Genomic DNA, 26510 nt, shown 5'->3' with positions numbered 1-26510 from the left:
AACGGTTGCCCCGGGCGGCCGTTATGAAACCCGTTAGGTCCCCGTCCACTTCGGCGCCCGCTTCTCGGCGAACGCGATCGCGCCTTCCTTGGCGTCGTTGGACATGAAGACGGGCCCGAAGATCTCGACCTGCTTCTTCCACATCTCCTGGGAGTTCCAGTCGCGCGACTCGACGATGATCCGCTTGGTCGCCGCCACCGCGAGCGGACCGTTGGCGGTGATCTTCTCGGCGAAGGCGATCGCCGCCTCCAACGCCTGACCCGGCTCGGCGAGCACGTTGACCATCCCGAGGTCGTGGGCGCGCTGCGCGGACAGGCTCTCACCCGTCAGCGCGAGTTCCATTGCGAGGCCGTAGGGAAGACGCTGCGGCAACCGCAGCAGCCCGCCGCCGCCGGCGACCAGCCCGCGCTTGACCTCCGGAATGCCGAATGCGGATTCCTTCGACGCCACGATCAGGTCGGTGGCCAGCGCCAGCTCGCACCCACCCGCAAGGCAGTAGCCCTCCACCGCCGCGATGAGCGGCTTGGCGGGCGGGCGTTCGGTGAAGCCCAGGCCGCGGCCCTCGATGGCCACGTTCTCGCCGCGCGCGAACGCCTTGAGGTCCATGCCCGCGCTGAACGAGCCGCCGGCGCCGGTCAGGATGCCCGCCGACAGGCCGGCATCGCCGTCGAGTCGGTCCATGGCGTCGGCGAGGCCACGGCTGACGTCGGCGTTCACCGCGTTCTTGGCCTGCGGACGGTTGATGGTGATGATCAGGATGCGGTCGCGCTGTTCGACAAGTACGACTGGTTCAGTGTTGTCACTCACGCGGCTGATCGTAACGGCCCGCGGACCGGATCATGCGGGCGCAGCGGCCGCGTGCACGCCGATCTCGGCGATGGCCGCACGGTTCTGCCCGTCGGCGGTGCCCAACTTGGTTATCCACACCACCACGCGCGAGATCGGCCGCGGGTCCGTCACGGGGATTCGAGTCACGCCGGGCTCGACGGGGGTGGCGGGTGTGAGCTCGAAGGTGTCGGCCAGCGCCCTCGGTTCGCCGGGGGTGTCGGTGCCGCGTATCTGAATCAGCGAGCCGGCGCTGTTCTGCTCGACGGTGACCGCGGTGATCGGCTTGGGTTCACGCAAGGAGATGAGCAGGCCCACGCCGGGTTTGAACTTCGGGAACGGATCGGCGTCGTAGTAGCGGTCGGTCGACCATGCCGTGTCGGGCTTGGCGTCGATCGCCAAACCGGCGTCGCCCGGGCTGTCCGGCGATCCGTCGGGGGCGAAGACCGTCGCCGCCTCCACCGGGACGCGGTCGCCGGGAGCCAGTCCGCGCACGGTCTTGGTCTGCTCGGGAGGTGGGGGCGCCGCCGCGGTCGTCGGTACCAGCCCGAGTTTGTCCGCGTCCATCGCGACGTCGTCGTCGTTGGTCTCCAGCAGACCGTTGAGCGACGAGCCCAGCGCCAGGATCGCCACCGCAACGATGGCCGCGGCGGCACCGAGCCCGGTGCGGAGGATCGTGCGGCGGGCCACTTCTTTTCGTTCCTCGGGTCCGAAGTTGCGAAATTCGGCATAGCGCCCGGGCTTCGGCGTCGGCAGGGGCGGCATGACTCGGTGAGTGGGCGCGACGTCGGGTGCGGCGGCCTGTTCCAGCAAGGTGAGCAGCGTTGCGGCGCTGCTGATTCCGCCGTTGTCCCGCAGGAGCGCCGAGGTCGTGGTGGAGATCAGGAAGGGGATTCGCGGGTCGAGTTCGGCCGGCTCCTCGGGCCGGCCCGTCCCGTCCGGGCACTGGCCGAGGAGCAGCGTGTACAGCGCGCAGCCGATTCCACGCAGATCCGTCTGCGGGGTGGTGTCGGGCAGGACGGCCGGAAACGCCAGCGCGAGGTGTCCGTCGGCGCCGACCCGCAACCGTGCGGGATCGTCGACCGACAGCACGAGACCCGCGCGGTGCGCGGCCTCGGCGGCCGCGGCCAGCGCTCGCGTCATGGCGGCCACGGCGTCGGGTGCCTGCCTTTCGTCCGCGACCTCGCGGAGGCTCTGTCCGGCAAGCCAGTCCGATACCACGACCCCATAGGCGCCGGTGTGCAGCACATCGAGCACCGGCGCGATACCGGATGTGTCGAGACCACGCAGCCGGATGGTGCGCGCCAGGATCTCGTGGACGAACTCGTCGGGCAATTCTTGCGCGACGTCGACGACGGTCAGCGCGACGTGCTGTCCCGACGCGGTGTCGAGCGCCTGCCAGAAATCCAGCAGCGGGCGGCCGCCGTGCGGAGCGATCAGCCGGTATCGGCCCCCGATCGCCATGCCGGGAATCAGTCGTTGCTCGCGTGTGGCCATCGCTCCGAACTCACTCGCCGTGTGGGTCCACCCGTTCGCAACGGTGCGGCGGGGACGCCAGCCGGCTCAATCGTCGACGGTGAGTAGCCGCGCGGTGCGGTGCCTAAACGCGTCAGTCACCCTTCTTACCGTTGCCGTTGCCGTTGCCGCGTCCGTTGCCGTTGCCCTTCTTGGGCGGCTTGGGCGGTTTGGGTTGCTCGACGATCGGGGCCGCGCTCGGCGGTAGCGGCGCGGCGGTGGTCGGCGGCGGAGGTGGCGGCTGTGCCGGCGTGCTGGTGGAGACCTGTTGCGGCGGCGGCGTGCTCGACGACGGGTCCAGCGCCAACGCGAGGCCGGCCACGACGACCGCGACAAGCCCCGCGGCGGCCAACAGCAGCTTGCGCTCGCGGCTCATCGGCCGCCGCCGCGGCGCAGGAGCGACGAAGTAGTTGGCCGAGGGCGCGAGCGGTTCGGCGAGGATTTTGGTTGCGGGTCGTGGCGCCGCTGCGGGTGCCGGTCCCATCAGCGGTGCGGAGGGCGCGCCCATCAGCGTGGCGCGCATCTGCTCGGCGCTGCTGAACCGCTGGTTCACGTCTCGGGCCAGGGCCCGGTCGATCGTCGCGGCCAGCGTCGGGTCGACGTCAGGTCGTACCGCGCCGATCGGAGGCGGTGGCGCGTCGAGGATGGCGTGCAGCAGCGCGGCGGGATTCTCCTGGGGGAACGGCCGCTGTCCCGTCAACGCCTCATACCCCATCACGCCGACCGCGTAGAGGTCGTCGGCCACCGAGGCCGGTGCGCCCGCGACCCGCTCCGGGCTCATGTAGGCCATCGTGCCGACGATCTGTCCGGTGGCGGTGAGCGCGGAACCCGCGGTCTTGGCGATGCCGAAGTCGGCAACCTTCATCGCACCGCTGTTCGGGTTGATCAGCACGTTGCCCGGCTTGATGTCCCGGTGGACGATGCCCGCCGTATGCGCGCAGGCCAGTGCGCCGAGCACGTCGTCGAGCACCTTGCGTACACGCGGTGGCGGCATCGGCCCCATCGCGATCTCGTCCTGCAGTGTCTGTCCGGGCAGTCGCTCCATGACGATGAACGGGCTACCGGCATGCTCGCCGGAGTCGTGCACCGACACGATGTTGGGGTGGTTCAGCGCCGCGGCCGCGCGGGCCTCCTCCTCGAACCGTCGCCGCATGTCGGTATCGGTGGCGAACGCGGGATACAGCAGCTTGACCGCCACCGGCCGGTGCAACCGCGTGTCCCAGCCGTCGTGGACCTCGGCCATCCCGCCGCGACCGAGTACACCTCGCAATTCGTAGCGGTCCGCAAGTAGGTCGCGGCCGTCCATGCCGATAAGGTAGCCGAACCCGGGTGTGGGCAAACGCCCGCCGTTTGTGCTGGACAGGGGCGCTCCGCTAAACTAGAACACGTTTCAGTTTTCGATCAGAGGGGGTCCGGTGGCCACCGCCGACACCGAGCCGTCGCAGCTCACCAAATGGGACCCGGGTCTGACCGAACGCTTCTTCGCCGTCACCCGCCCGTTCCTCAAGCGCTACTTCCGTTCTGAGGTGCGGGGACTCGAGAACATCCCCGCGGGCGGCGCCCTGCTGGTGTCCAACCACTCCGGGGGCATGCTCCCGATGGACGTGCCGATCCTGGCCGCGGACTTCTACGCCCATCACGGCTACGACCGGCCCATCTACACGCTCAGCCACGACATGTTGATGGTCGGACCGACCGGCGAGTTCTTCCGCAAGATCGGCTATATCAGCGCCAACCACGAGAATGCCGACCGCGCGCTGCGCTCCGGCGGTCTGGTCGTGGTGTTCCCCGGCGGGGACTACGACGTGTACCGGCCAACGTTCTCGGAGAACGTCATCGACTTCGGCGGGCGAACCGGCTATGTGAAGGCCGCGCTCAACGCCGGTGTGCCGATCGTTCCGACGGTCGGCATCGGCGGCCAGGAGACCCAGATCTTCCTGTCGCGTGGCACCTGGCTGGCAGAGCGCCTCGGCCCGATCGCGCGGCTGGCCCGGGCGAAGATCATGCCGATCTCGTTCGGGTTCCCGTTCGGCCTGTCGTTGGTGGTGCCGCCCAACATTCCGCTGCCCTCCAAGATCGTCATGCAGGTGCTGCCGCCGATCGACATCGTGGCCGAGTTCGGCGAGGACCCCGACATCGACGAGGTCGACGCTCACGTGCGCCGGGTGATGCAACGGGCACTCGACGAGCTGGCCACCGAGCGCCGCCTCCCGATCCTGGGCTGAGACTTGTTTCGGACAGGCATCGGAGGGCTATGACGGACCTCGATGACTAGACGCCGTTTTCCGCTGCTGCGCGCGGCGGCCGAACTCGCCAATGCCGCCAACGGTGTGCAACCGCTTGGTCGCGAGGGCTACATCACCTTGCCGGTGTTCGCGTTCGGTTGGCCGACGTCGGAGGCAGCGCCGCTGTATCTGGCCGGGTCGGTGCTCGACGTCGGACGACGCGGGCTGCGGGGCGACTTCCGCGGCGCGAAGGGCCGTATCGCGTTGGCGCTCACCGCGATCGCATGGGCGTTGCTCGGGCTGATCATGTACCGCAACGTGACGTCGAAGCGGTATTTCGAGGAACCGCTGCGCGAGGCGCTCGGCGACGACTACGAGCAGGTGGCCTCGTCGTCGCAGCCCGCACGGCGGGGCCGACTCGTCGGCATCCCCCCGAATGAATTGGTGCGCCGTCGCTACGTCGAGCGTGCCAACACCGTCCAGTACGGGCCCCACGGCCGGGTCAACCGCGCCGACATCTGGCGGCGCGCCGACCTGCCGCGCGACGGCAAGGCACCGGTGCTGCTGCAGGTGCCCGGCGGTGCGTGGGCCATCGGCATGCGCAGACCCCAGGCCTATCCCCTGCTCAGCTACATGGCCGAGCGCGGCTGGGTGTGCGTGTCGATCGACTACCGGGTCAGCCCGCGCCACACCTGGCCCGCGCACATCATCGACGTCAAACGGGCCCTGGCCTGGATCAAGGAGAACATCGCCGACTACGGCGGGGACCCCGACTTCGTCGCGATCACGGGCGGCTCGGCGGGCGGCCACCTGTCCTCGCTGGCCGCGCTGACGCCGGATGATCCGCAGTGGCAGCCGGGATTCGAGGACGCCGACACGTCCGTGGCGGCCGCGGTGCCGATCTACGGCCGCTACGACTGGGTGTCGGCACGAGGCTCCGGCCGTAGGGAGTTCATCGCCTTCCTGCAGAAGTTCGTCGTGAAGAAGCCCATCACCGAGCACAAGCAGACGTACGTCGACGCCTCGTCGATCATGCGCGTACGTCCGGACGCCCCACCGTTTTTCGTGCTCCACGGCCAGGACGACTCGATCATCCCGGTGCAGGAGGGTCGCGACTTCGTCGAGGCGCTGCGCAAGGTGTCGACGTCCACCGTCGCGTACGCCGAAATCCCGCACGCTCAGCACGCATTCGACTTCTACGGCTCACCGCGGGCGCACTACACCGCGCAGGCGGTCGAGCGGTTCCTGTCGTGGGTGCACGCGCGGCGTCAAGTATCGAGCGGTCAATTGCCGCAGGCGAAGTCTGCCGGCGCGTAGGGAGAGGCGGCTGAGTAAAGCCGCCGCTACTGCGCCATCGCGGACTCGACCACCGTCAGTTCGTCGGAAAGCCCTGCCGCCCGGCGGATCTCAATGAAAGCATCAATCATCGCGTCGGTCAGCTCGTGCGGGTCGTCGAGCGTGGCACCGTCGGACAGCACCGAGATGTTGAGCTGGTCGACATAGCTCCACACCGTGATGTTCAAACCGCTTCCGGTGGTGAGTGGGCCGACGGAGTAGATCTCGGTGACCAGCGCACCGCCGACCCGACCGGGTTGCCGGGGGCCTGGCACGTTGGAGATCGGAAGGTTCAACACCTTGTTCTGGCCGTCCTTTTCGGCCAGCCAATGGAACAGCCGCTCGGCCGGCCGCGGCGGGAAGTACGCCGACCACCGGCTCACCAGTTCGGGCCCCATCAGGTGATGGGTCTCCTTGGCCTCCACGGCGGCGTCGTGTGCCGCCTGTACCCGCTGCAGCGGATCCTCGAGCTGGATAGGGACCGTCATCATGACACCGCTGAAGTAGTTGCCGGAGATCCGATCGGGAGAAAAGTCGAAACTGACTGGGACGGAAGCCAACAGAGGGTGGTCGGCCTGCCCGTCATACTTCAGGGACAGCTCGCGCAACGCGCCCGCCGAGATCGCGAGGACCATGTCGTTGACGGTGACGCCCAGATGCTTGGCGGTCGCCTTGACGTCGGCGAGCGCCAGGGTGGCCGTGGCGAACTTGCGTTGCGCGTCGACGCGGTGATTCATGAACGATGGTGGCGGCGTGAACGGCCGGGTGAGCTCCGGCGAGAGCTTCTTCGAGCTCTTGCGCACCCGTTGCAGACCCTGCGCCGTATAGCGCATGACGCCCGGTAGCCGACCGATCTGGCGCATGTGGTCGGCGAACGCGGTCCGCACCAATTCCGCCCTTCCCGGCGGCGGATCCGTTGCGTACGAGTCGCGCTCGGCCTGCGGGCCTTGTTGCAGGTCCATACCGCGGGCCAGGAGGTTCGCCGACGCGACCCCGTCGGCGAGGGCGTGGTGGATCTTGCCGAGCACCGCGATCCGTCCGTTGGCCAGGCCCTCGATGAAATACATCTCCCACAGCGGCCTGCTGCGGTCCAGCGGTGTGCTGGCGATCTGGCCGATCGCTTCGTCGAGTTGGCGGCGCCCGCCTGGGCTCTCCACCCGCCAGGGCCGCACGTGGTACTCGAGGTCGATCTCGCAGTTCTCCCGCCACATCGGGTGATGGAACTTGAACGGGATGTCAACGAGCTCGTAGCGGAACGGGTCGAGTTTGTAGAGCCGCCGATGGATGACGCGGCGAAACTCGTCGATGCCGAAGGGGCGGTCCCCCAACTCGGAAAGGTCGATCACCGCCAGCTTGAGGGTGTGCATGTGCACGGTCGGGGTTTCGGAATACAGCAGGATCGCGTCCCAGCCGCTGAGCCTCTTCACGTCGCCACCCCCTCCTGGAGGTGCCTATATAACCTCTTTGGCCCCGACCATGGCCCGATTTCGATGAATCTGGTTCAGGAACAATCCTATTGCCGTGGCGACCGACGCGGTACGGGCGCCGTCGGTCATATCGAACGCATGCCCGGCGCCGGGCAGTTCGATGTAACTCACCGCGGACCGCGACACCGTCCGCAGACGTTCCACGAAAGCGCGGGCCTGCACCACCGGAATGACACTGTCGCCGGTGCCGTGCACGATCAGGAACGGCGGCGCGTCGGGATGAGCCTGCGCGATCGGGGACGCCTTGCGATAGACACCCGGATCTCGGCCCACCTTGTGTCCGACGACGACGCGTTCCAGGAAGTCGATGAACCGCACCCGTTCGACGGTCGAGCGGTCCTCCCAGCAGTAGCGCCCGTAGATCGGGATCACGGCGTCGACGGAGGTGTCCGAATCGTCGGGCAGATCGGGATGCAACTCCGGATCGTTGGGCGTCAGGCCAGCAAGCGCCGCCAGGTGCCCGCCTGCCGAGGTGCCCGCGATCGCCACGAAGTCGCGGTCACCGCCGAACTTGTCGACGTTCGCGCGCGCCCACGCGATCGCGGTCTTCACGTCGTGGATATGCGCCGGCCACCGGTGGTGCGGCGCCACGCGGTAGTCGATGGACAGGCACACCCAGCCCTTCTCGGCGAGGTGGGACATCAGCGCATAGCCCTGCAGGATGCGCTTGCCGTGAACCCATGCGCCGCCCGGTACGAAGATCAGCACCGGAGCGGGCTCGGCCGGTAACTCCTTGGGCCGCCACACGTCGAGCAATTGCGAGGGACGGGGTCCGTACTGCACCGACGTGCGATAGACGTTGCGCCGGTGCTCGCGCAGCTTCCACAACGGCGGCACCGACTCGGGCGCGGGCCACTCGATCGCGAGGTCCTTGGCGTTGACGACGCCGCGCAGCGCGGCTTGGGTGACGACATTGGTGCTGTTGCGCTCCGCCTCCTTTTGCTCGGCATCGCCCGGGCTAAACCATGACTTCACCGTCGAGCCCAGAAAGTCCGGCGCATGGCGGGAGCCCCAGGCGGTCACCGCGGCCAGGGTGCCCAATGGCTCCAGGTGCTTTCCGATGACGGGCAGCGAAGCCGACGCCACGCTCATCGCCAGCATGTAGTCGGAGGGACCGGCGTTCAGCAACCACCGCGCGCGTGTCCAGAAGGTCGGGCCTGGGTACCGGGCATCCGGTCGCACCGTCATTGCGCGACTGTACCTCGGCGGTCCTCACGCATATGTCAACTTCTTGAAGTGTCTACCGTTCACATTTCGGGAGGTCGGAGGCCTATACCGTGACCTGCGAAGATGGTTTAGCGTGACTTGCCGACCGTCAACTTCGAAGAGGACTCCCACGTGAGTAAGTCAGCGCTTGCCATCACCGAAGAGCACGTCGACCTGGCCGACGCGGCGTTCGGCCAGCTCAATCGTGTCAACAGCCGGGCGGCAGCCCGCTCGACGCTGGAGGGCGGTTCGTCGCACCCCGCCGAGATCTGGTCGGCCGCGGCGGGCCTCGGATGGACCGGTCTGGCCGTCGCCGAGGAATACGGCGGGTCCGGTTTCGGGCTCGCGGAGCTGGCGGTGGTGCTCGAAGCCCAGGGACGGGAACTGTGTCCCGGGCCGTTTTTGCCCACCGTGGCGGCGGCCGTGGTGGTTGACCGGTGTGCACCTGATTCACTTCGCGCACAACTGCTTCCAGGTCTGGCCGACGGCAGCACCGTGGGTGCGCTCGCGGTCTCGGGCAGCGTGACAATGGGATCCGATCTGGTCGTGACCGGTGAGAGCCCCGCGGTGCTGGGCGCTCCCGACGCGAACCTGCTGGCCGTGGTCGCGGGCGACGACGTCGTCGTCATCGATTCCGCCGCCGAGGGCGTCACGATCACCCCCCTCGAGTCGATGGACACCTCGCGCAGCCTGGGCAAGGTCGCGCTCAGCGGTGTGACGGTCACCGACGAGCGTCTGCTTCGCGGCGCAGCCCGTAAGGCGCACACGGTCTTTCGTATCCTCGCGTCGGCCGAGGCCGTCGGCGTGAGCTGGGCCAGCATGGAAATGGCCGTCGAATACGCCAAGGTCCGTGAGCAGTTCGGCCGGACGATCGGGACATTCCAGGCCGTCAAGCACCACGCGGCCAACATGCTCGTCAACGCCGAGGTGACGACGGCCGCGACATGGGATGCCGCCCGCGCCGACGACCTGGACAGCGCGTCGTTCCCCGCCGCGGTCGCAGCGGCGCACGCCATCCGGACGCAGATTTTCAACGCGCAGACCAACATTCAGCTGCACGGCGGGATCGGTTTCACCTGGGAACACGATTCCCACCTGTATCTGCGGCGCGCGAGGACGCTCGCGGCGCTGATGGCCGAGGCCGGCGATCCGCTGCTGGATGTCGTCGAAGCGCAGCGCAGTGGCCAGGCGCGTGGTGCGACGTTCACGCTGCCGCCGGAAGCCGAGCAGTTCCGCGAGCAGGCGCGCGATGCGGTCGCGAAGCTACGCTCCCTGCCCGCCGACCAACAACGCGACTATCTCGTCGATTCGGGTTATCTGGTGCCGCACTGGCCCAAACCGTGGGGACGCGCCGCGGAGGTGCTCGAGCAGCTGGTCATCGAAGAGGAATTCGCCGATGTCGAGCGGCCCGACCTGGGCATCACCGGCTGGGTCACGCTGACCATCGCCCAGGCGGGCACCGACGACCAGCGGGAGCGCTGGGTCGAACCGGTGCTGCGCGGCGAGGTGATGTGGTGTCAGCTGTTCTCCGAACCCGGCGCGGGCTCCGATGCCGCGGCCGTGCGGACATCGGCGAAGAAGGTCGACGGCGGCTGGCGCGTGACCGGCCAGAAGGTGTGGACAAGTCTGGCCCACCAGTGTCAGTGGGGTCTTGCCACCGTGCGCACCGACCCAGAGGCACCCAAGCACGCGGGTGTGACGATGATGGCCATCGACATGAAAGCCCCTGGTGTGACGGTGAATCCGCTTCGCGGGCTGACCGGCCATGCGCACTTCAACGAGGTGTTCTTCGACGACGTCTTCGTCCCGGACGCCGACGTCGTGGGGGATGTGAACAAGGGTTGGCTGGTGGCCCGCGCGACGCTGGGCAACGAGCGCATCTCGATCGGCGGCGGTTCGGGCGGAGCGACCGGGTTCACCGCGGCCGATCTGGTCAAGTTGCTCGACAACGCGTCGGCCGAGACCAGGGCGACTTACCTGCGGCGGGCCGGCGAGGTGATCGCCGAGACGCACACGTTGCGGTTGTTGAACCTGCGGCGGGTGACCCGCGCGATCGCGGGTTCGGAACCCGGGCCCGAGGGCAATGTCACCAAACTCCTGGTGGCCGAATCCGGGCAGCGGATGACCGAACTGGCGATGGAGTTAGCCGGTTCCGCGGCCGTCGTCGGACAGACCCCGACGTTGACGCTGGCCTACCTCGGTAACCGGGCGATGACGATCGCCGGCGGCACCTCCGAGATCACCCGCAGCACGATCGCCGAGCGCATCCTGGGTCTACCGCGCGACCCGTTGCTGAAATAGTCAGGCCAGCAACGCGATTCCCCCAGTTACCAGGGCGACGACCTTGATCGCCTCGAGCGCTACGTAGCCGTAGTGGGCGCGTGACCGCCCCGGTGGCGACTGCCCCGACGGTGCCGACAGGACCGCGTCGGAGCGGCGGTTCAGCGCCGGACGGACGGCGACCAGTTGGGCCGCCAATGCCACGACGACGACACCGACCGCGATGACGGCAACCCCTGACGGCCGCGCGATCGCCACGGCGATGACCAGGACCACTGCCAGCGCGGCCTCGATGCTGTTGAGTGCGCGGAACACCAACCGGCCGATGCCGAGCCCGATCTGCAGGGAGACCCCCGGGGCCCGAAACTTCAGCGGGGCCTCGATGAACGAGATGGCGACCACCATGCCCAACCAGACGAAGGTGACCGCGATCGAGACCGCCTGTGCGACTGTCATTGAACTCGCCTCCTCGGCGCGATATGTGCGATGCAGAGCCCTGGCTCTGCGAACGGAGTCAACGCGTCCACGGTGACCGGTGCGTCCCAAGCGGTCAACGCGCCCTGCATGAGGCCGAGATGCACGGGACAGATGACTTCCCGGCGGTTCACGGCCAGCTCGAGGAACGGACAATTGCGCAATCCGATGTCACCGAGATCGGCGTCGGCGGAACGCCGTTCGGGAGCGAATCCCAATTCGCCGAGCAGGTCCGTCAGCCGGTCGACGGCCTGCCCGGGGCCGGAAACGGTGTCGTCCCCGGTCGCGGCGGTCTCGTTGCGCGCCCACACGCGGCCCGCGGCGACCGCCTGAGTGTGCGGGTCCCGCTGGCGTGCGAGCGCATCGGCCAGGACACCGGCCAACGTCCGGTAGTCGCGCGGACCGACCGGGTCCATGCCCGTCGGCACCTGGAACATCAGCGGTGGCCGGCCCGGTCGTGCCCGTTCGGCTTCGACCGTTTCCACTCGGCCACTCCTGGCCAGTGTCTCCAGATGGAATCGGGCGGTGTTGGGGTGCACCGACAACCGCTCGGCGACCTCGCTGATGCTCATGGGCCTGCCTGCGGTGCGCAGCGTCGTCAGTACCGCTTCGCGACGCCCTGCCATCGCTAATCCCTTGTGAAGATTGCGGCCCGCGGGCACTCGGCGATGGCCTTCTCGCTCTGTTCCTGCAGCTCGGCGGGGATCGGGTCGACGGTCACCACGGAGTAGTCGTCGTCATCGAGTTCGAACACCGCCGGTGCGTACTTCACGCAGATCGCGTTTCCCTCACAGCGATCGCGGTCTACCACGACATGCATGACGCCTCCTCGACTCTCGGTAGCGACGTACCGAGAGTTTATACAACTAGTACTTGTATAAACAATGGCAGCCTGCAGCATGTGATGCGACGTCGACCTCCGCGTCGGTTGGGTAATACTTGTCGGGTGTCCACCGACTTCCATCCAGAATTGAGACGGGCCGCCCGACGTACACCCAGGCAGATCATCACACCCGTGACTCTGCCCCTCGTCCGTATGGTCACCCGACGCATGTGGCGCCGACCGCCACGCGATGTCGAGGCGCTGACCCTGCCGTCGGGAGTCGACGTCTGGCTGTACCGGCCGCCCGGCGGCACGGGTAAAGGGCCGGCGCTGCTGTGGATTCACGGCGGGGGTTATCTCATCGGCCATCCGGGCCAGGACAGCGAGCTGTGCCGCCGATTCGCGGCGCGACTGGGAGTCACGGTGGCCTCCGTCGACTACCGGTTGGCACCCGAACACGCGTACCCGGCCGCGCTGGACGACTGCTATTCGACGCTGAAGTGGTTGGCCGCCTTGCCGTCCGTGGACTCAGGCCGTGTCGCGATCGGGGGCGCCAGCGCCGGGGGCGGATTGGCCGCCCAATTGGCGCTGCTGGCGCGGGACCGCGGTGAAGTCACGCCATCAGCCCAGCTGCTGGTCTACCCGATGCTCGACGACCGCACCGTGGACCGCCGGGAACTGGACAAACCTGGGCTTCGTTTGTGGAACAAGTCGAGTAACAAGCTAGGCTGGTCGGCCTATCTCGGCGACGCTGATCCCGCCGTGGCCGTACCGGCTCGCCGGAACGACCTGGCCGGGTTGCCACCGGCCTGGATCGGGGTCGGAACGCTGGACCTCTTCCACGACGAGGATATCGTGTACGCCGAACGGCTCAAGGCCGCAGGTGTGCCGTGCGAGGTCGAGATCGTCGAGGGCGCGTTCCACGGCTTCGACGGCATCGTCCCGAAAGCCTCTGTCTCACAGCGGTTCTTCGACAGCCAGTGCGCGATGCTGCAGCGAGCGTTGGCGCCGGCGGCCGCTTGAGTCACCCGCGCTCGAACACCACGTCGCCCGCGATCACGGTGGCGGCGACCATGTCCGACGCCAGCGTCCCGAACACATCGTCGGGGGACGGCTCGAGCACCACCAGATCGCCCGGCTCCCCGGGCGCGACGGTCCGGCGCCGCAACGGATCATCCCCGCCACCGAAGAACATGGCCAGCGCTTCGGGCGCGGTGATACGTTCGTCCGCACCGAGCACCGCGCCGCTGCCGGTCACCCGTCGCACCGCGGCACGCATCGTCGCCCACGGGTCACCCTCACCGAACGGCATGTCGGTCGACAGCGCGACCGGCACGCCGGCGCGCAACAGCGAAGCGACGCGCCACAATTCATGGTGTTGGCCGGGGGGCACGTCGTCGAGGTACTGATCGCCGCGCTCGACGACGAAGTTCGGCTGCGTCACCACGGTGACACCGCTCGCGACGAGGGACGCGATGCCGTCGTCGGGAACGATGGAGGCATGCTCGATGCGGTCCCCCGGATGCGTTCCGGACGCCTGCAGCGCGGCGAGAGTGACGACGAGCTGCGCTGCGGTCACACAGTGCACGGCGACCGGTGCGCCCTCGTCGTGCCGTCCGGCGATCCACGAGGTGAGACCGTCGAGGTCGAGGTCGGTGTCGTGCAGGATTCGCTTACCGGGCGCTAGGAAGAGCACGCGCTGACGCAGCTCGCCGCGGCGATGGGTATCCAAAAGCTGGACCATGTCGTCGATCTCGAGGTTTGGGGTGGCGTCGGTGACGCCGGTGACGCCCAGACCGCTGAGTTGCTCGCTGACCTCGCTCAGGCCTGTTTCGTTGCGCTGCAGGGCATCCGACCACGAGCTGTCGGCGCTGCGCAAGCGCCCGTCAGGATGGTCTGCCATTCCGACGAGTGCCAGTCCCGCCGAGTTCAGTGTCCACAGCACGCCGCTGCGGTGTTGCACCCGGACCGGAAGTGCGGGCGCCACCTCGTCGAGCACAGTGCTATCGAGGTGGCCGGCCACCGCCTCGTGATAACCCACGGCCCGTACCCAGCCGTCTGGGCCGGGGTCCGCGTTTGCCAGCGCGCGGGCCAGCTGCGCCCGGTTGCGCACCTCGGCCGGGCCGACCCGCACCGACCGCAAAGCCGCTGCCGCGGAACGCAGATGGACATGGTGATCGTGTAGTCCCGGTATGACGGTCCGACCGGCGGCGTCGTAGACCGGCTCGCCGCGAAGAGGCGTCAGCATCGGCTCGACGGCAGTGATGCGTTCTGCGACCCGGATGTCGACGGCGCTGCCGTCGAGCAGGGTGGCCCGCTGGATCAGCAAGACGCGAGCCGTCGCTGCTCGATCAGCTGCTCCACCTCCTCGTTGTCCGCCCCCAGAGGTGACGCAGTGTCCGACAGTTGCGGTGCTGTGGCACAGGATGATCGCCCGTCCCGCGGTAACTGCGCGTAGGTGGCGGCGACGGCGGCCATCGACATCTCGATCAGTTCGCCTCCCCCGCTGCGCAACGACTGCGCGACGGCCAGCGCCGCCTCGAGACCGGTAAGCGGGTCGGCGATCGCATCGCCGCAGAACTCCGGCGCGTCGGGTTCACCACAAACCAGGCCGCCCGATACGGCGGCGTCGTCGCCGAACGCCACCCAGTTTCGGCGGTCACCGTCCGTGCCGTGACCGGTGACCCGCAGCCACACCCGGCCGTCTCGCGGCGTCACGTCGGTCGGGGCGAGACCGCGACGAACCAACGCCTCCGGCCGCGAGGACTCGATCACGACGTCCGCGGCGGCCAGCAGCGCCCGCAGACCGGAGGGCTCGTCGAAATCGACGCTGTAGGAGAGCTTTCCGGCATTCATCCAGTCGAAGAACGATTGCGGCCCGTGGCGGGCCCCGTCGGGCCGCGCGGCGCTCTCGACCTTGACAACCGTCGCGCCCGCCGACGCGAGCAACCGTCCACACAGCGGTCCTGCCCACAACGCCGACAGGTCCGCGACCAAGAGGTCAGCCGGGCCCCGCGTTGCGGTGGCCGCGCCGAACGGGTACACCCGCGGACCCTCGGGAGGGGTCTCGGCGAGGCCCGCGGCCGGTAGGCCGAGCAGCCGGGCGCGCTCCGTCAGGTCGGCACAGTCGTTTTCGACAACCCAGCGCTGCACGGCCGGCCAAGGATCGTCGACCTCATCGGCCGAGACCAGCGCCGGAACCGCGGCGATGTCGTCGGGCCGCGCCAACGTGAGGGCACACCAGCCATCACGGCTGCGCATCATGCGCGTTGCGCCGCCCGCCGACACTTGACCAACCGGCGATAGGCCCAGCAGCGCGGCACGCCCGCCGATCAACTCGGCGGCGTCGATCCGCACGCCGGTGAAGGTTTCGAAGGCGTCGGCGACCCGCCCGGCCCGGTCGAGCACGGCGGTGGGGACAGTCAACATCGTCGACGTCACGCCCCCCATTGTCGGCCTACTTCGCACGCGGGTGCCGCCCGGGGTGGGAGCGGCTCAGAATTGCAGCACGGTGAAGCGCCAATCAAGCACGCTGCGGTCCTGCTCATCAACCGCGTACACCAGCGAGCGCACCGTCAGAACGCCGCCGCGACCGTCCGCAAGCGGTTCGGCCTTCTCGATGTGCACCTCGCTGTAGAGCGTGTCCCCTTCGTACACCGGCCCGGTGTGGTCGCAGGACTGCCAGCCGAGGACGGTCACCAGGTTGGGCAGCAGCCGGCTCACCTGGGCCAGCGCCAGTCCGATGGTGTGGCCGCCGTAGACCAGCCGCCGGTTGTTGACCCGCCAGTCGTGGTGTGTCGCAGCGATGTTCAACGTCAACCGGGCCAGCTCAGGTGCGCTGCTCACCACGTCGGCGGTGCTGTGCAACACCGTGCCCGCGAGTCCCGGATCGAAGTGGGCTCCAGGCACCTTCGCGCGGTACGCCTCGGCGTCCCAGTCCGAGGTCGGATCGGGTACGGGCGGGGTTTCTGCGCCGATCGTCGACAGGTCGTCGGCGTGCCCGGTGTCGCCGGCGCCGTCGCGCAGCGGCAGCATCGCGCAGCGGTGAAAATCGAGCACCAGTCGGCCGAGGTCGTCGACGGTGGTCATCCGCAGTGCGGCCAATCCCGTCCGCGCTCTGCCGGGCTTGGTGGAGTTCTCCTTGAGCCCCACCACTTCGGTGCGGGTGAACAGGGTGTCGCCGATGGCGGGAAAGCGGTGAAACACCAGGCCGCGGTAGAACAGGTTGGCCTTCACCCGCTGGGTGACCAGCGTGGTCTGGCCGATCGCGACGTCACAGACCAGGGCCGGATGCGCCAGCGGGGCGGTCGCGCCGGTCACCGCGGCGGCCAGCTCCCCGTCGAGCGCGAGGCGCAGCCGATCCCCCACGATCGACTGGTGCACGGCGGCAACACCCGAGGTCAGCGTCATCGGCGGCGCGGTGTCGAAAACCTGTCCGACGTGCAGGTCGTCGAAGTACGGGCCGCTCACGGGTGCCAACTCTGGCATTGGGCCGCACAAAGTGTCAATATGGCCGTACATGAACGAGGAAGAGACGATGCAGGTCGCCACCGTGCGGGCCTTCATCGACCGCGAGGTCAAACCGCGAGTACGCGACGTCGAACACGCCAACGAATATCCCGAGGCGTGGATCGAGCAGATGAAGCAGATCGGCATCTACGGTCTGGCGATCCCCGAGGAATACGGCGGTTCCCCGGTGTCGATGCCCTGCTACGTCGAGGTGACCCAGGAGCTGTCCCGCGGCTGGATGAGCCTTGCCGGGGCGATGGGCGGGCACACCGTCGTCGCCAAGCTCCTGGTGCTGTTCGGCACGGAAGAGCAGAAGCGCCGCTATCTGCCTGCGATGGCGACGGGCGAGATCCGCGCGACGATGGCGTTGACCGAACCCGGCGGTGGTTCGGATCTGCAGAACATGTCGACGACGGCGCTGCCGTCCGAAGGCGACGGTCTGACCATCAACGGCTCGAAGACCTGGATCTCCAACGCGCGGCGATCCGGACTGATCGCGCTGTTGTGCAAGACCGATCCGGCCGCCACTCCGCGCCACAAGGGAATCTCGGTGGTGCTCGTCGAGCAGGGCATGACGGGGCTGTCGGTGTCGCGCGATCTGCCCAAGCTCGGGTACAAGGGCGTCGAATCGTGTGAGCTTATCTTCGAGGACTGCCGCGTGCCCGCGTCGGCGATCCTCGGCGGCGAACCTGGTAAGGGCTTCGCCCAGATGATGAAAGGGCTTGAGACGGGCCGTATCCAGGTCGCGTCGCGGGCGCTCGGCGTCGCGACGGCCGCGTTGGAGGATGCGCTTCGGTACGCACAGGAGCGCGAGAGCTTCGGGCAGCCGATCTGGAAGCACCAGTCGATCGGCAACTACCTGGCCGACATGGCCACCAAACTCACCGCCGCCCGCCAGTTGACGCGCTACGCCGCTGAGCGCTACGACAGCGGCGAGCGCTGCGATATGGAGGCCGGGATGGCGAAGCTGTTCGCCTCCGAGGTCGCGATGGAGATCGCGCTCAACGCGGTCCGCATCCACGGCGGATACGGCTACTCCACGGAATACGACGTCGAAAGGTACTTCCGCGACGCGCCGTTGATGATCGTCGGCGAGGGCACCAACGAGATCCAGCGCAACGTGATCGCCTCGCAGTTGGTGTCACGAGGTGGCCTGTAGGCGATGAGGTCCGCGCCGGCGTACCAGACCCTGCGCGATCAGTTGCGCGAGCAGATCGCGGCCGGCCGCTACCGCGACGGGGCCCGGCTGCCGACGGAATCGGAACTCGTTGCCGCGCATGGTCTGTCGCGCCAGACCGTGCGTCGGGCGTTTCAGGACCTGGTGGCCGAGGGTGTGGTGTACCGGGTGCCGGGCCGCGGTACGTACGCCAGCGGTTCGGGGCGACGCTATCTGCGCCAGTTCGGCTCGATCGACGACCTGATGAGCCTGTCCGATGACACCACGATGGAGGTGCTGGGCGGACTGCGGCGCCGGGTCGACGTCGAAGCCGCCAGCAGGCTGCGACTCGACGACGACATCGTGTACACGGTGGTGTTCCGGCGGTTGCACGGCACCGACCCCGGGGTGCCGTTCGTGCTGACCACGGTGCATCTGGCGCCGACGGTGGCAGCGGCGGTGGCAGACTCACCGGAGTTGACCGACGGGGCGGTCGGCACCCAAACCGTCATCGGACTGCTCGAGCCGCATCTGAGCGCACCGATTGTCGAGGCCGCACAATCGATCACGGTCGCCCCCGCCGATGCTGAGGTCGCGGACGCGGTGCGGTGCGAACCCGGTCATCCGATGCTGCGTGTCGACCGGTTGTACTCGGATGCAGAACGCCGGCCGGTCGAACTGTCGGTCAGCCATTTCCTGCCCGAGCAGTACACCTACCGGGTGACGTTGCGCCGCTCGGGTTGACGTGACTTCGGTGTCCTAACAGTGGCGCAGCGATCGTTAGAGCACCGAAATCACACGATGGCGTCGATCAGCCCCCACCGCAGCGCCGTCGGCGGATCGATGGTGCGGCCCGACAAGACCAGATAGGCCGTGCGCCAGCGTCCTATCCGACGGGTGATGCTCACCGTGCCGCCGGCTCCGGGGATCAGCCCGAGAGTCAGTTCCGGCAGCCCGAAGACGGCGTTCGGGCTCGACTCGATGTGCCCGCAGAATGCCGCCATCTCCAATCCGCTGCCGAGCACTTGACCGTGGACCCGCGCACGGCAGCGCTCGCCGAGGCGATCGGTCAGCTCGGCCAGCACCAACGCGGGGCTGTAGCGGGTGCGGGCAAAGTGTGCGCTTACGGGATCGACGAAACTACCGAACTCGGCGAGATCCCCGCCGCTGCAGAACGACGGCCCGTTGCCGGACAGGATCACCTCGGTGACCGACGGGTCGACCCGCGCGACCTCCAGCGCCTCCAGGAGTGCGCCGCGAGCGTCGGTGGAGAACGCGTTGTGCCGCCGCACCCGGTTGAACCGAACATGGACCGTGCCGTTGATACGTTCGGCCACAACGGGATCGGGGATCTCGGGAACCTGCGAGGGTCCGCGCTCCTCGAGCCAGCGCGCGAACTCCGGCCCCGACTGCAGCGTGGAGTACGCCAGCGATTCGGTGATGACACCGGCGAAGGCGGGGGCGGTGGGGTCGACGGCGCGAAGTACGTCGTCGCAAATGCCCGCGGCATGCGGCCAGTGGGCGCACCGCTGCGTCACTTCGGCGAGGGCGTCGGCCACAGATTCGACCGTGATGACCCGACGGTCGTCGGAATCACGTTCCGATAGGGTGAATGTGGCATCGTCGGTTGGCGATTCGATCGCCACGATGATGCCCGATGGCAATTCGACGTGGGTCACGAGTACTTCTTGACCAGCTCCTGCTTGAGCATCTTGCCGGTCTCCGTACGGGGCAGTTGCGCCTCGAACGAGATCGACCGCGGACACTTGTAGTGGGCCAGTCGTTCCCGCAGCCACTCGAGCAGTTCCTCGCCGAACTCGTCGGTGGCGTCTGCGGGGTCGACGGTCTGCACCACACCCTTCACACGCTGGCCCATCTCTTCGTCGTCCACCCCGAACACCGCCGCGTCCAACACCTTCGGATGGGTGATCAACAGGTTCTCGGCTTCCTGCGGATAGATGTTCACCCCACCGGAGATGATCATGTGGTGCTTGCGGTCCGTCAGGAACATGTAGCCGTCCTTGTCGAGATAGCCCACGTCGCCGACCGTCACCCACCCGTGCCGCTCACGCGACTCGGCCGTCTTCACCGGATCGTTGTGGTAGACGAAACTCATTGGGCCCATGTCGAAGTAGATCTGACCGGGCTGTCCCGGCGGCAGTTCCTCGCCGTCCTCACCGAGCACATGCGCCTCACCCAGCAGCGGTTTGCCCACCGAGCCCGGGTGGTTGAGCCAGTCCTCGGCGGTGATGAAGGTGATGCCCGCACCCTCGGAGGACGAGTAGTACTCGTCGATGACCGGACCCCACCAGTCGATCATCTGCTTCTTGATGTCGATCGGACACGGTGCGGCGGCGTGCACGACTCGGCGGATCGACGAGAGATCGTACGAATCGCGGATATCAGCCGGGAGTTTGAGCATTCGGACGAACATCGCAGGCACGAACTGTCCGCTGGTGACCCCGTACTTCTGGATGGCTGTCAGCGCCTCCTCGGGCTCGAACTTCCGCATGATCACCGTGGTGGCACCCATCGCTTGCGCGGACATCGTCCACATACACGGCGCGGTGTGATACAACGGCGCCGGGCTGAGATACACCGAATCACTGTCCATTTGGATGGCCATCAGCAGGGCGGACAGCATGTTGCCGGCCTGCTCCGGGGAAGTATGGGGTAGCTCGCGCCGAATCCCCTTGGGGCGTCCGGTGGTTCCGGACGAGTACTGCAGTAGGTCACCCTCGATCTCGTCGGGGATGGGGGTTTTCGGATGATCCGCGACGCACTCCGGGTAGCGCTGCCAGCCATCGAGGTCGTCGTCTGCGAGAAGCAGCAGATCGGGCAGACCGTTGGGCAGATGCTCCTCCAGCTCCTCGCAGACCTTACGCATCGCCTGCGATCCGATGACTGCCTTGGCGCCGCTGTTGTCGACGATGTAGGCGGCCTCGGCTGCGGTCAGATGCGTGTTGATCACCGCGTAGTACAGGCCGCTGCGCCGGGCCGCCCACATCACGCCGTGCAGGTGTTCGTTGTTCTCCATCAGGACAGCGACGGTGTCCCCCTCGACCAGTCCCGCCCGCCGGAAGTGGTGGGCCAACCGGTTGGCGCGCGCCTCGAGCTCGGCGAACGTCACCGTGATGCCACTGGGATGCATGATGACGGCGGGTTTGTCGGGCGTGGCCTCGGCATGTTCGCGGATCTGCATGGGCCGACTCTACGATGTGCCCAGTTGACAGGTGTCAAGTGGTCGATCCTGTCCTTTACCGCCATCGCCGCCTTAGCATGAAAGCCGCAGCATATGGGGGTGCGGCGGTGGCCGGATGAATGGCGGGCGGGAAGCGGCACCCTCCGGGGTGGTCACCTTCCTGTTCACCGACATCGAAGGGTCGACCCGGCGTTGGGAAGCCGACGCCGAGGCGATGCGTTGCGCGCTGGCCGACCACGATGACACCTTGCGCCGTGCGGTGGAGTCGAACGGCGGCCGGCTGTTCAAGCACACGGGTGACGGCATCTGTGCGGCGTTCTCCTCGCCCCGCCATGCGGTCGATGCGGCGATCGACGCCCAGCGGGCTCTCGAGCTCCCTGTACGGATGGGTATCGCGACCGGTGAGGCCGAGTGCCGGGACGGTGACTATTTCGGCGCGGTGCTCAACCGCACCGCGCGTGTGATGGCCGCCGGCCACGGCGGCCAAGTCTTGTTAGACGGCGCGACGCAGGCCCTGATAGGTGACGAAAACGTGACCGCCCTAGGCCCGAAGCGCCTACGTGACATGGCACGACCGGTCGAACTGTTTCAACTGCGTGCCGCTGGATTACGCACGGACTTCCCACCAGTCCGGACTGCGGACCCCACGCCCGGGAATTTGCGTGTACCGCCGACGAGCTTCGTCGGTCGGGAGGCCGAAGTCACCGAGGTCGAGACGGCTTTGAAGGCACATCGTCTGGTGACACTGACCGGTGTCGGTGGTGTGGGCAAGACGCGGCTCGCGTTGGAGGTGGCGTCACGCGTTTCAGCAAATTTTCCGGACGGGATCTTCGTGATCGAGCTGGCCCCGGTCGGTGACCCGAGCGCGGTGCCGGAAGCGGTCGCCGCCGCGTTGGGAAGCACCCAGCAGCCGGGACAGAGCATGACCGAAAGCGTGGCCGCCGTGTTAGAAGGTCGTTCGAGGTTGCTGTTGTTCGACAACTGCGAACACATGCTCGACGCGGCGGCGGATGTGATCGAGACGATCTTCGCGCACTCGACAACAGTGAAAGTCCTAGCCACAAGCCGGGAAGGTCTGCGGCTGAACGATGAACAGCTCTGGCCGGTGCCTTCATTGGATGTCACCACCGGAACCGAATCGGCCGCAGCCACTCTGTTCCAAGACCGCGCCCGGACCGTAGCGCCGAACGCGTCGATGTCCGCACCGGACGAGGCTGCCGCGGTCGTAGAAATCTGCCGGCGACTCGACGGTATCCCACTGGCGATAGAACTGGCTGCATCACGGATGGTCTCGATGACGGCGATCGAGATTCGGGATCGGCTGGATGACAGGTTCCGGTTGCTCGTCGGCTCGCGAAGGGCTTTGGAGAGGCACCAGACTCTCCGGCACGCGGTGCAGTGGTCATACGACCTACTCGATGAGACCGAGAAGGATCTTCTGGCGCGGTGTTCCGTCTTTTACGGCGGTTTCGATTTGCCTGGCGCTTGTGCGGTGGCCGGCTCTAGCGACGAATTGGCGACGCTGGACGTACTTGACGCTTTGGTACGCAAGTCGTTGTTGGTCGCCGACGGGTCTACCGGGCGGACACGGTACGTAATACTGGAGACCATTCGTCAGTTCGCAGCAGAGCAACTCGTGGCCTCAGGCGCGGCTTTCCCCGCACGCATCGCCCACGCGCGCTACTTCGCGAGTCGGGAAGCCGACATCATGACCCTCTGGGATGGCCCACGCCAACGCGAAGCCCACGATTGGCTGGCCGTTGAGTTCGCAAACCTGCGCGCGGCCTTCCGATTCGCCGTCGACAGCGACGATCTCGATACTGCCGCCCCTATCGTGGTGTGCGCGACCCTCCTCGGTTACTACGTCGAGCAATACGAATCGAGCACCTGGGCCGAGGAGATCATCGAGCCCGCTCGAGCTTGCGACCATCCGCGGCTCGCGCAGCTCTATATGTCGGCGGCTTTATGCTACATGGCCGGACGGAGCGCTGACTTCGTCCGATACACCGAGGCAGGCGAACGAGCTATCGACAGTGGACGTTTCGATGTCGTCCCCCTCGGACTCGAGTCCGCCCTCGGTGGCGGCTTCCTGTACGCCGCCAGCCCCCAGCGATGCATTGAGTGGGGCCGGCGGTTGATCTCGAGATGGCCGAACAATCGCTACTGGGCGTTACCGCACCTGATTTTCGCATCGACGTTCGCCGGAGATCATGACGAAGCACAGACCCTGTCAAAAGAGCTGTTCGCAGGCTTTGACAGCGTCGTGAATCCGGCTCTGCTCACCGGCGCGTTATTCGCATACGGCTATACACAGCGCAAGCGCAACCCCGACGCCGCTTACGAAGCCCTCAAGCGTGGGTTCGCGGTCGCGCAAGCCACCGGCAATAAGCAAATGGAATCGGTGCTTGCCACGACCCTGGCTAGCGTGGCAGCGAGCCACACCAGCTCGACGGAAGCACTGGGATACCTGGAGCTCGCCATCCGTACATATCTCGACTCGGGCAGCCTATCGTTCATCTCGGGGGCGTTCGGCCTCCTCGCCGTGGTGCTCGACCGGTGCGGATGTTACGAGCAGGCAGCCACAGTCGGCGCCTTTGCGCCTAGTGCCATCTCCCGCGCAACCTATCCTGAGATCGATGAAGCCCTCGCGCATACGCGAGACGCGCTGGGGGACACAGATTTTGAAAGGGTAACGCGATCCGGCGCCGAGATGACCGTTGCCGCGACAGCGTCCTACGCGCTCGATCAGATCGAACGCGTCTGCACAGATCTTCTCCGCGAAGACGATGCGTGATGAGTGTTCTCTCGTTTCTGTTCACCGACATCGAAGGGTCTACCCGGCGTTGGGAAGCCGACGCCGAGGCGATGCGGTGCGCGCTGGCCGACCACGACGAGACGATGCGTCGGACGGTGGAGTCGCACGGCGGTTGGCTGTTCAAGCACACGGGTGACGGCGTCTGTGCGGCGTTCTCCTCGCCACGACAAGCGGTGGATGCGGCCGTCGACGCCGAGCGGGCTCTAAGTCTGCCGGTGCGGATTGGCATCGCGACCGGCGAGGCGGAGTGTCGGGACGGAGACTATTTCGGCGCGGTATGCAACCGCACCGCGCGCGTGATGGCCGCTGGGCATGGCGGGCAGGTCCTCATCGACCGGATGACGGCGGATCTCGTATCCGGGGTCGATCTCGTCGCCCTTGGTGCACGACGTCTACGTGACATCGCCAAGCCCGTCGAGGTCTTCCAGGTCCGAGCACAAGGACTGCGGTCGGATTTCCCGCCGCTTCGAACGCTCGACACGAGCCAGGGCAACCTGCGCCCGCCGGCAACGAGCTTCGTCGGGCGTGAAGCAGAAGTGGGTGAGGTGGCCGCCGCCTTGAAGTCGCATCGCCTGGTGACTCTCACAGGCGTCGGCGGCGTCGGCAAAACGCGCTTGGCACAAGAAGTAGCCGCACGCCTGCAACCGGAGTTTCCGGATGGGGTGTGGATGGTCGAGTTGGGTCCGGTCACCGATCCCGCCGCCGTACCCGAGGCGGTCGCCGCGGTCCTCGGTCTCAGCCAGCAGCCGGGGCTGAGCGTCGCAGACAGCGTGGCATCCGCGTTGGAGGGGCGAGTACGGCTCCTGCTGTTCGACAACTGCGAGCATGTCCTCGACGCGGCGGCCGACATCATCGGCAAGATCCTCGACGCGACGGACAGCGTCACGGTGCTCGTGACGAGCCGGGAAGGCCTGCGGCTCAACGATGAACAGTTGCATCCGGTGCCGCCCCTCGACGTCCGATCAAGCGGCCCCACGCTGTTCGTCGAGCGAGCTTCCGCGGATTCGCCGGCGGTCACGCTCGAACCGGACGCCGACGCCGTCGTCGACATCTGCCGCCGACTCGACGGAATTCCGCTCGCGATCGAACTGGCCGCGTCACGGCTGATGTCGGTGACCGTCACCGAGCTGCGCGACCATCTCGACGATCGGTTCCGGGTGCTCGTGGGCTCGCGGCGGGGACTCGAACGCCACCAGACATTGCGCGCCGCCGTGCAATGGTCATTCGATCTGCTCGACGATGACGAGAAGGACCTCTTGGCCCGATGCTCGGTATTCGCAGGGGGACTGGACCTCGACGGCGCAGCGGCGGTGGCACACACGCGCGACAAATTCGTGGCCTTGGACCTGCTCGAGTCACTGGTGCGCAAATCGCTGTTGATTGCCGACCAGACATCGGGGCGGACGCGGTTCTCGATGCTGGAGACGATTCGCCAGTTCGCCGAGGAGCAGCTGGTGAGCTCCGGCGGCGCAGACGACGCCCGCGCCACGCATGCCCGATACTTCGCCGGTCGTCGGCAGGTTCTCATCGACATCTGGGACGGACCCCGGCAGCGGGAGGCGCATGACTGGGTCAACACCGAATTGCCGAACCTGCGCAGTGCCTTCCGCTGGGCCAGCGACCACGGCGACCTCGATGTCGCGATCGATATCGTCGTACTCACCACCTGCATCGGCTACTGGGCGGAAGTCTTCGAGGCGGTCTCGTGGGCGGAGGAAATCCTCGAACCCGCACGGCAGACTGCTCATCCGCAGCTGGCGATGCTTTACGTCGCCGCGGCTCAGTGCTCGGTGGCCGGCCGGGTCGATGACTTCCTCCGCTATTCGCGCGCCGCCCTCGCCGCGATGGAAAGCGGTCGGTACGACCCGGTGCCGGACGCGATGGGTGCCACCATTCATGCGGGCTACATGATGAAGGACGCTGAGTGGTGCGTTGAGCATCTCCGAACACTGATCGCTTCTGATTCCGAAAACCGCCTGTACTCAAGGCAATCACTGGTTTTCGCATTGGCGATCTCCGGGCGCGTCGATGAGGCGATCGCCGCGACCGAAGGGCTGCTCGTCGACGCAGAGGCCACCGGCAACCCTCATCTACACTCCGCCGGACTCCTGGCATACGGATTCGCCTACCGGGACCTCGACCCCGACGCCGCATACGAGGCCCATCTGAAAGGTTTGTCGATAGCCCAGAACACCGGCAACCGGCAGATCGCGTCGATCCATGCGGTGAGTCTCGGCCGGATCGCCACGATGCGCGGAAATCCATTGGAGGCGTGCGGGTTTCTTGCGCAAGCTATCCACAACTACTTCGATTCGGGCAGCTTCTACATGATGACCGCGCCCGTCCTGGTGCTCGCTACCCTGCTCTGCCGGCTCGGCGACCACGAAGCCGCCGCCACGATGGCCGGCTTCGTCGTCGACTCGGATGCCAGCTCGACGTACCCGGAGATCGGTGGCACCGTCGCGCATCTGCGCGAAGCGCTCGGTGACGCGCGGTACGAGGCGCTCAGCCGCCGTGGCCGGTCCATGGGCAACGCGGCGTTGGCCGCATATGCCCTCGAGACCATTGACCGGGTCGAACGGTCCGCGAGGACGACTACAGACACTTGAGCACGCTCACCCTGCGGTGAGCGTGCTCAAAGTGTCGTATTTGCGCGGC

The 26510-nt window shown here is 67.3% G+C and carries 21 protein-coding genes; 8 read left to right on the top strand and 13 right to left on the bottom strand.

Annotation, left to right across the window (positions count from 1 at the left end):
* Positions 1–33: 33 nt before the first annotated feature.
* The 3 genes from AU198_RS16280 to AU198_RS16270 form a co-directional block, all read right to left on the bottom strand.
* Entirely contained in the window at positions 34–816 is a 783-nt protein-coding gene (locus AU198_RS16280) for a crotonase/enoyl-CoA hydratase family protein (RefSeq protein ID WP_064349234.1), read from the bottom strand.
* 21 nt (positions 817–837) lie between these two features.
* Positions 838–2322, bottom strand: coding sequence for a protein kinase family protein (locus AU198_RS16275; protein WP_064349233.1), 1485 nt, complete (start codon positions 2320–2322; stop codon positions 838–840).
* Between the two features lie 112 nt (positions 2323–2434).
* Positions 2435–3646, bottom strand: coding sequence for a serine/threonine-protein kinase (locus tag AU198_RS16270; protein ID WP_064349231.1), 1212 nt, complete (start codon positions 3644–3646; stop codon positions 2435–2437).
* A gap of 109 nt (positions 3647–3755) precedes the next feature.
* Here AU198_RS16270 and AU198_RS16265 point away from each other — a divergent pair, with 109 nt between their 5' ends.
* Positions 3756–4565, top strand: coding sequence for a lysophospholipid acyltransferase family protein (locus tag AU198_RS16265; RefSeq protein WP_064349229.1), 810 nt, complete (start codon positions 3756–3758; stop codon positions 4563–4565).
* A 42-nt stretch (positions 4566–4607) separates the two neighbouring features.
* Positions 4608–5882, top strand: a complete 1275-nt coding sequence (locus AU198_RS16260; RefSeq protein WP_064349227.1) for an alpha/beta hydrolase — start codon at positions 4608–4610, stop codon at positions 5880–5882.
* Between the two features lie 26 nt (positions 5883–5908).
* Here the strand turns inward: AU198_RS16260 and AU198_RS16255 are convergent, their stop codons facing one another.
* Together AU198_RS16255 and AU198_RS16250 are read right to left on the bottom strand one after the other, a co-directional pair.
* A complete protein-coding gene (locus AU198_RS16255) occupies positions 5909–7327 on the bottom strand; it encodes a WS/DGAT/MGAT family O-acyltransferase (RefSeq protein ID WP_064349224.1) in 1419 nt (472 codons plus the stop codon).
* Positions 7328–7351: 24 nt separating this feature from the next.
* Entirely contained in the window at positions 7352–8575 is a 1224-nt protein-coding gene (locus tag AU198_RS16250; RefSeq protein WP_064349221.1) for an alpha/beta hydrolase, read from the bottom strand.
* Positions 8576–8725: 150 nt separating this feature from the next.
* On the opposite strand from AU198_RS16250, the gene AU198_RS16245 reads away from it, so the two are divergent.
* Positions 8726–10894: an acyl-CoA dehydrogenase family protein gene (locus tag AU198_RS16245; RefSeq protein WP_064349474.1), complete on the top strand. Its 2169-nt coding sequence runs from the start codon at positions 8726–8728 to the stop codon at positions 10892–10894.
* On the opposite strand, the gene AU198_RS16240 is transcribed toward AU198_RS16245, so the two are convergent.
* The 3 genes from AU198_RS16240 to AU198_RS16230 are packed head-to-tail and all read right to left on the bottom strand — an operon-like array spanning position 10895 to position 12167.
* The gene (locus AU198_RS16240) at positions 10895–11329 is read right to left on the bottom strand and encodes a hypothetical protein (RefSeq protein ID WP_064349219.1); all 435 of its coding nucleotides are present in this window, start codon (positions 11327–11329) and stop codon (positions 10895–10897) included.
* On the bottom strand, positions 11326–11973 hold the full coding sequence (locus AU198_RS16235; protein WP_064349217.1) for a helix-turn-helix transcriptional regulator: 648 nt from the start codon (positions 11971–11973) through the stop codon (positions 11326–11328). The genes AU198_RS16240 and AU198_RS16235 overlap by 4 nt, the downstream gene beginning before the upstream one ends.
* Positions 11974–11975: 2 nt before the next feature.
* Positions 11976–12167: a ferredoxin gene (locus AU198_RS16230; protein ID WP_064349215.1), complete on the bottom strand. Its 192-nt coding sequence runs from the start codon at positions 12165–12167 to the stop codon at positions 11976–11978.
* 84 nt (positions 12168–12251) lie between these two features.
* On the opposite strand from AU198_RS16230, the gene AU198_RS16225 reads away from it, so the two are divergent.
* A complete protein-coding gene (locus AU198_RS16225; protein WP_064349214.1) occupies positions 12252–13193 on the top strand; it encodes an alpha/beta hydrolase in 942 nt (313 codons plus the stop codon).
* 1 nt (position 13194) lies between these two features.
* On the opposite strand, the gene AU198_RS16220 is transcribed toward AU198_RS16225, so the two are convergent.
* The 3 genes from AU198_RS16220 to AU198_RS16210 form a co-directional block, all read right to left on the bottom strand.
* Positions 13195–14499 (bottom strand): amidohydrolase family protein, encoded by a 1305-nt coding sequence (locus AU198_RS16220; protein WP_064349213.1) that lies wholly within the window; start codon positions 14497–14499, stop codon positions 13195–13197.
* A complete protein-coding gene (locus tag AU198_RS16215) occupies positions 14493–15599 on the bottom strand; it encodes a CoA transferase (protein WP_082691074.1) in 1107 nt (368 codons plus the stop codon). Before AU198_RS16215 ends, AU198_RS16220 begins: the two co-directional genes overlap by 7 nt.
* Positions 15600–15665: 66 nt before the next feature.
* Positions 15666–16658 (bottom strand): MaoC family dehydratase, encoded by a 993-nt coding sequence (locus AU198_RS16210; protein ID WP_197416128.1) that lies wholly within the window; start codon positions 16656–16658, stop codon positions 15666–15668.
* 31 nt (positions 16659–16689) lie between these two features.
* On the opposite strand from AU198_RS16210, the gene AU198_RS16205 reads away from it, so the two are divergent.
* Together AU198_RS16205 and AU198_RS16200 are read left to right on the top strand one after the other, a co-directional pair.
* Positions 16690–17838, top strand: coding sequence for an acyl-CoA dehydrogenase family protein (locus AU198_RS16205; RefSeq protein ID WP_064349210.1), 1149 nt, complete (start codon positions 16690–16692; stop codon positions 17836–17838).
* A gap of 3 nt (positions 17839–17841) precedes the next feature.
* Positions 17842–18579: a GntR family transcriptional regulator gene (locus AU198_RS16200; protein ID WP_064349208.1), complete on the top strand. Its 738-nt coding sequence runs from the start codon at positions 17842–17844 to the stop codon at positions 18577–18579.
* Between the two features lie 50 nt (positions 18580–18629).
* Here the strand turns inward: AU198_RS16200 and AU198_RS16195 are convergent, their stop codons facing one another.
* Both AU198_RS16195 and fadD4 read right to left on the bottom strand, forming a co-directional pair.
* The gene (locus tag AU198_RS16195) at positions 18630–19514 is read right to left on the bottom strand and encodes an enoyl-CoA hydratase/isomerase family protein (RefSeq protein ID WP_064349206.1); all 885 of its coding nucleotides are present in this window, start codon (positions 19512–19514) and stop codon (positions 18630–18632) included.
* Positions 19511–21037 carry a fatty-acid--CoA ligase FadD4 gene (gene fadD4 / locus AU198_RS16190; protein WP_064349205.1) on the bottom strand — a complete coding sequence of 509 codons (1527 nt, stop codon included), beginning with the start codon at positions 21035–21037 and terminating at the stop codon, positions 19511–19513. The genes AU198_RS16195 and fadD4 overlap by 4 nt, the downstream gene beginning before the upstream one ends.
* Before the next feature lie 148 nt (positions 21038–21185).
* Here fadD4 and AU198_RS16185 point away from each other — a divergent pair, with 148 nt between their 5' ends.
* Together AU198_RS16185 and AU198_RS16180 are read left to right on the top strand one after the other, a co-directional pair.
* Positions 21186–23831: an ATP-binding protein gene (locus AU198_RS16185; protein WP_353612091.1), complete on the top strand. Its 2646-nt coding sequence runs from the start codon at positions 21186–21188 to the stop codon at positions 23829–23831.
* Positions 23831–26461 (top strand): ATP-binding protein, encoded by a 2631-nt coding sequence (locus AU198_RS16180; RefSeq protein WP_064349201.1) that lies wholly within the window; start codon positions 23831–23833, stop codon positions 26459–26461. The genes AU198_RS16185 and AU198_RS16180 overlap by 1 nt, the downstream gene beginning before the upstream one ends.
* Positions 26462–26510 lie beyond the last annotated feature (49 nt).

Origin of the sequence: Mycobacterium sp. GA-1199 (genome assembly GCF_001500045.1) — a bacterium.
Taxonomy (GTDB): Bacteria; Actinomycetota; Actinomycetes; order Mycobacteriales; family Mycobacteriaceae; genus Mycobacterium.
Note: the sequence above shows the minus strand (reverse complement) of the source record. Positions and strands in the feature narration are given on the sequence as shown.

What these genes read in the sequence shown, in the direction of transcription:
- AU198_RS16230 (WP_064349215.1), bottom strand. Translation starts at nt 12,167, where the DNA reads ATGCATGTCGTGGTAGACCGCGATCGCTGTGAGGGAAACGCGATCTGC.
- AU198_RS16180 (WP_064349201.1), top strand. Translation starts at nt 23,831, where the DNA reads ATGAGTGTTCTCTCGTTTCTGTTCACCGACATCGAAGGGTCTACCCGG.
- AU198_RS16240 (WP_064349219.1), bottom strand. Translation starts at nt 11,329, where the DNA reads ATGACAGTCGCACAGGCGGTCTCGATCGCGGTCACCTTCGTCTGGTTG.
- AU198_RS16235 (WP_064349217.1), bottom strand. Translation starts at nt 11,973, where the DNA reads ATGGCAGGGCGTCGCGAAGCGGTACTGACGACGCTGCGCACCGCAGGC.
- AU198_RS16200 (WP_064349208.1), top strand. Translation starts at nt 17,842, where the DNA reads ATGAGGTCCGCGCCGGCGTACCAGACCCTGCGCGATCAGTTGCGCGAG.
- AU198_RS16260 (WP_064349227.1), top strand. Translation starts at nt 4,608, where the DNA reads ATGACTAGACGCCGTTTTCCGCTGCTGCGCGCGGCGGCCGAACTCGCC.
- AU198_RS16215 (WP_082691074.1), bottom strand. Translation starts at nt 15,599, where the DNA reads ATGTTGACTGTCCCCACCGCCGTGCTCGACCGGGCCGGGCGGGTCGCC.
- AU198_RS16210 (WP_197416128.1), bottom strand. Translation starts at nt 16,658, where the DNA reads ATGCCAGAGTTGGCACCCGTGAGCGGCCCGTACTTCGACGACCTGCAC.
- AU198_RS16225 (WP_064349214.1), top strand. Translation starts at nt 12,252, where the DNA reads ATGCGACGTCGACCTCCGCGTCGGTTGGGTAATACTTGTCGGGTGTCC.
- AU198_RS16270 (WP_064349231.1), bottom strand. Translation starts at nt 3,646, where the DNA reads ATGGACGGCCGCGACCTACTTGCGGACCGCTACGAATTGCGAGGTGTA.
- fadD4 (WP_064349205.1), bottom strand. Translation starts at nt 21,037, where the DNA reads ATGCAGATCCGCGAACATGCCGAGGCCACGCCCGACAAACCCGCCGTC.
- AU198_RS16275 (WP_064349233.1), bottom strand. Translation starts at nt 2,322, where the DNA reads ATGGCCACACGCGAGCAACGACTGATTCCCGGCATGGCGATCGGGGGC.
- AU198_RS16205 (WP_064349210.1), top strand. Translation starts at nt 16,690, where the DNA reads ATGAACGAGGAAGAGACGATGCAGGTCGCCACCGTGCGGGCCTTCATC.
- AU198_RS16250 (WP_064349221.1), bottom strand. Translation starts at nt 8,575, where the DNA reads ATGACGGTGCGACCGGATGCCCGGTACCCAGGCCCGACCTTCTGGACA.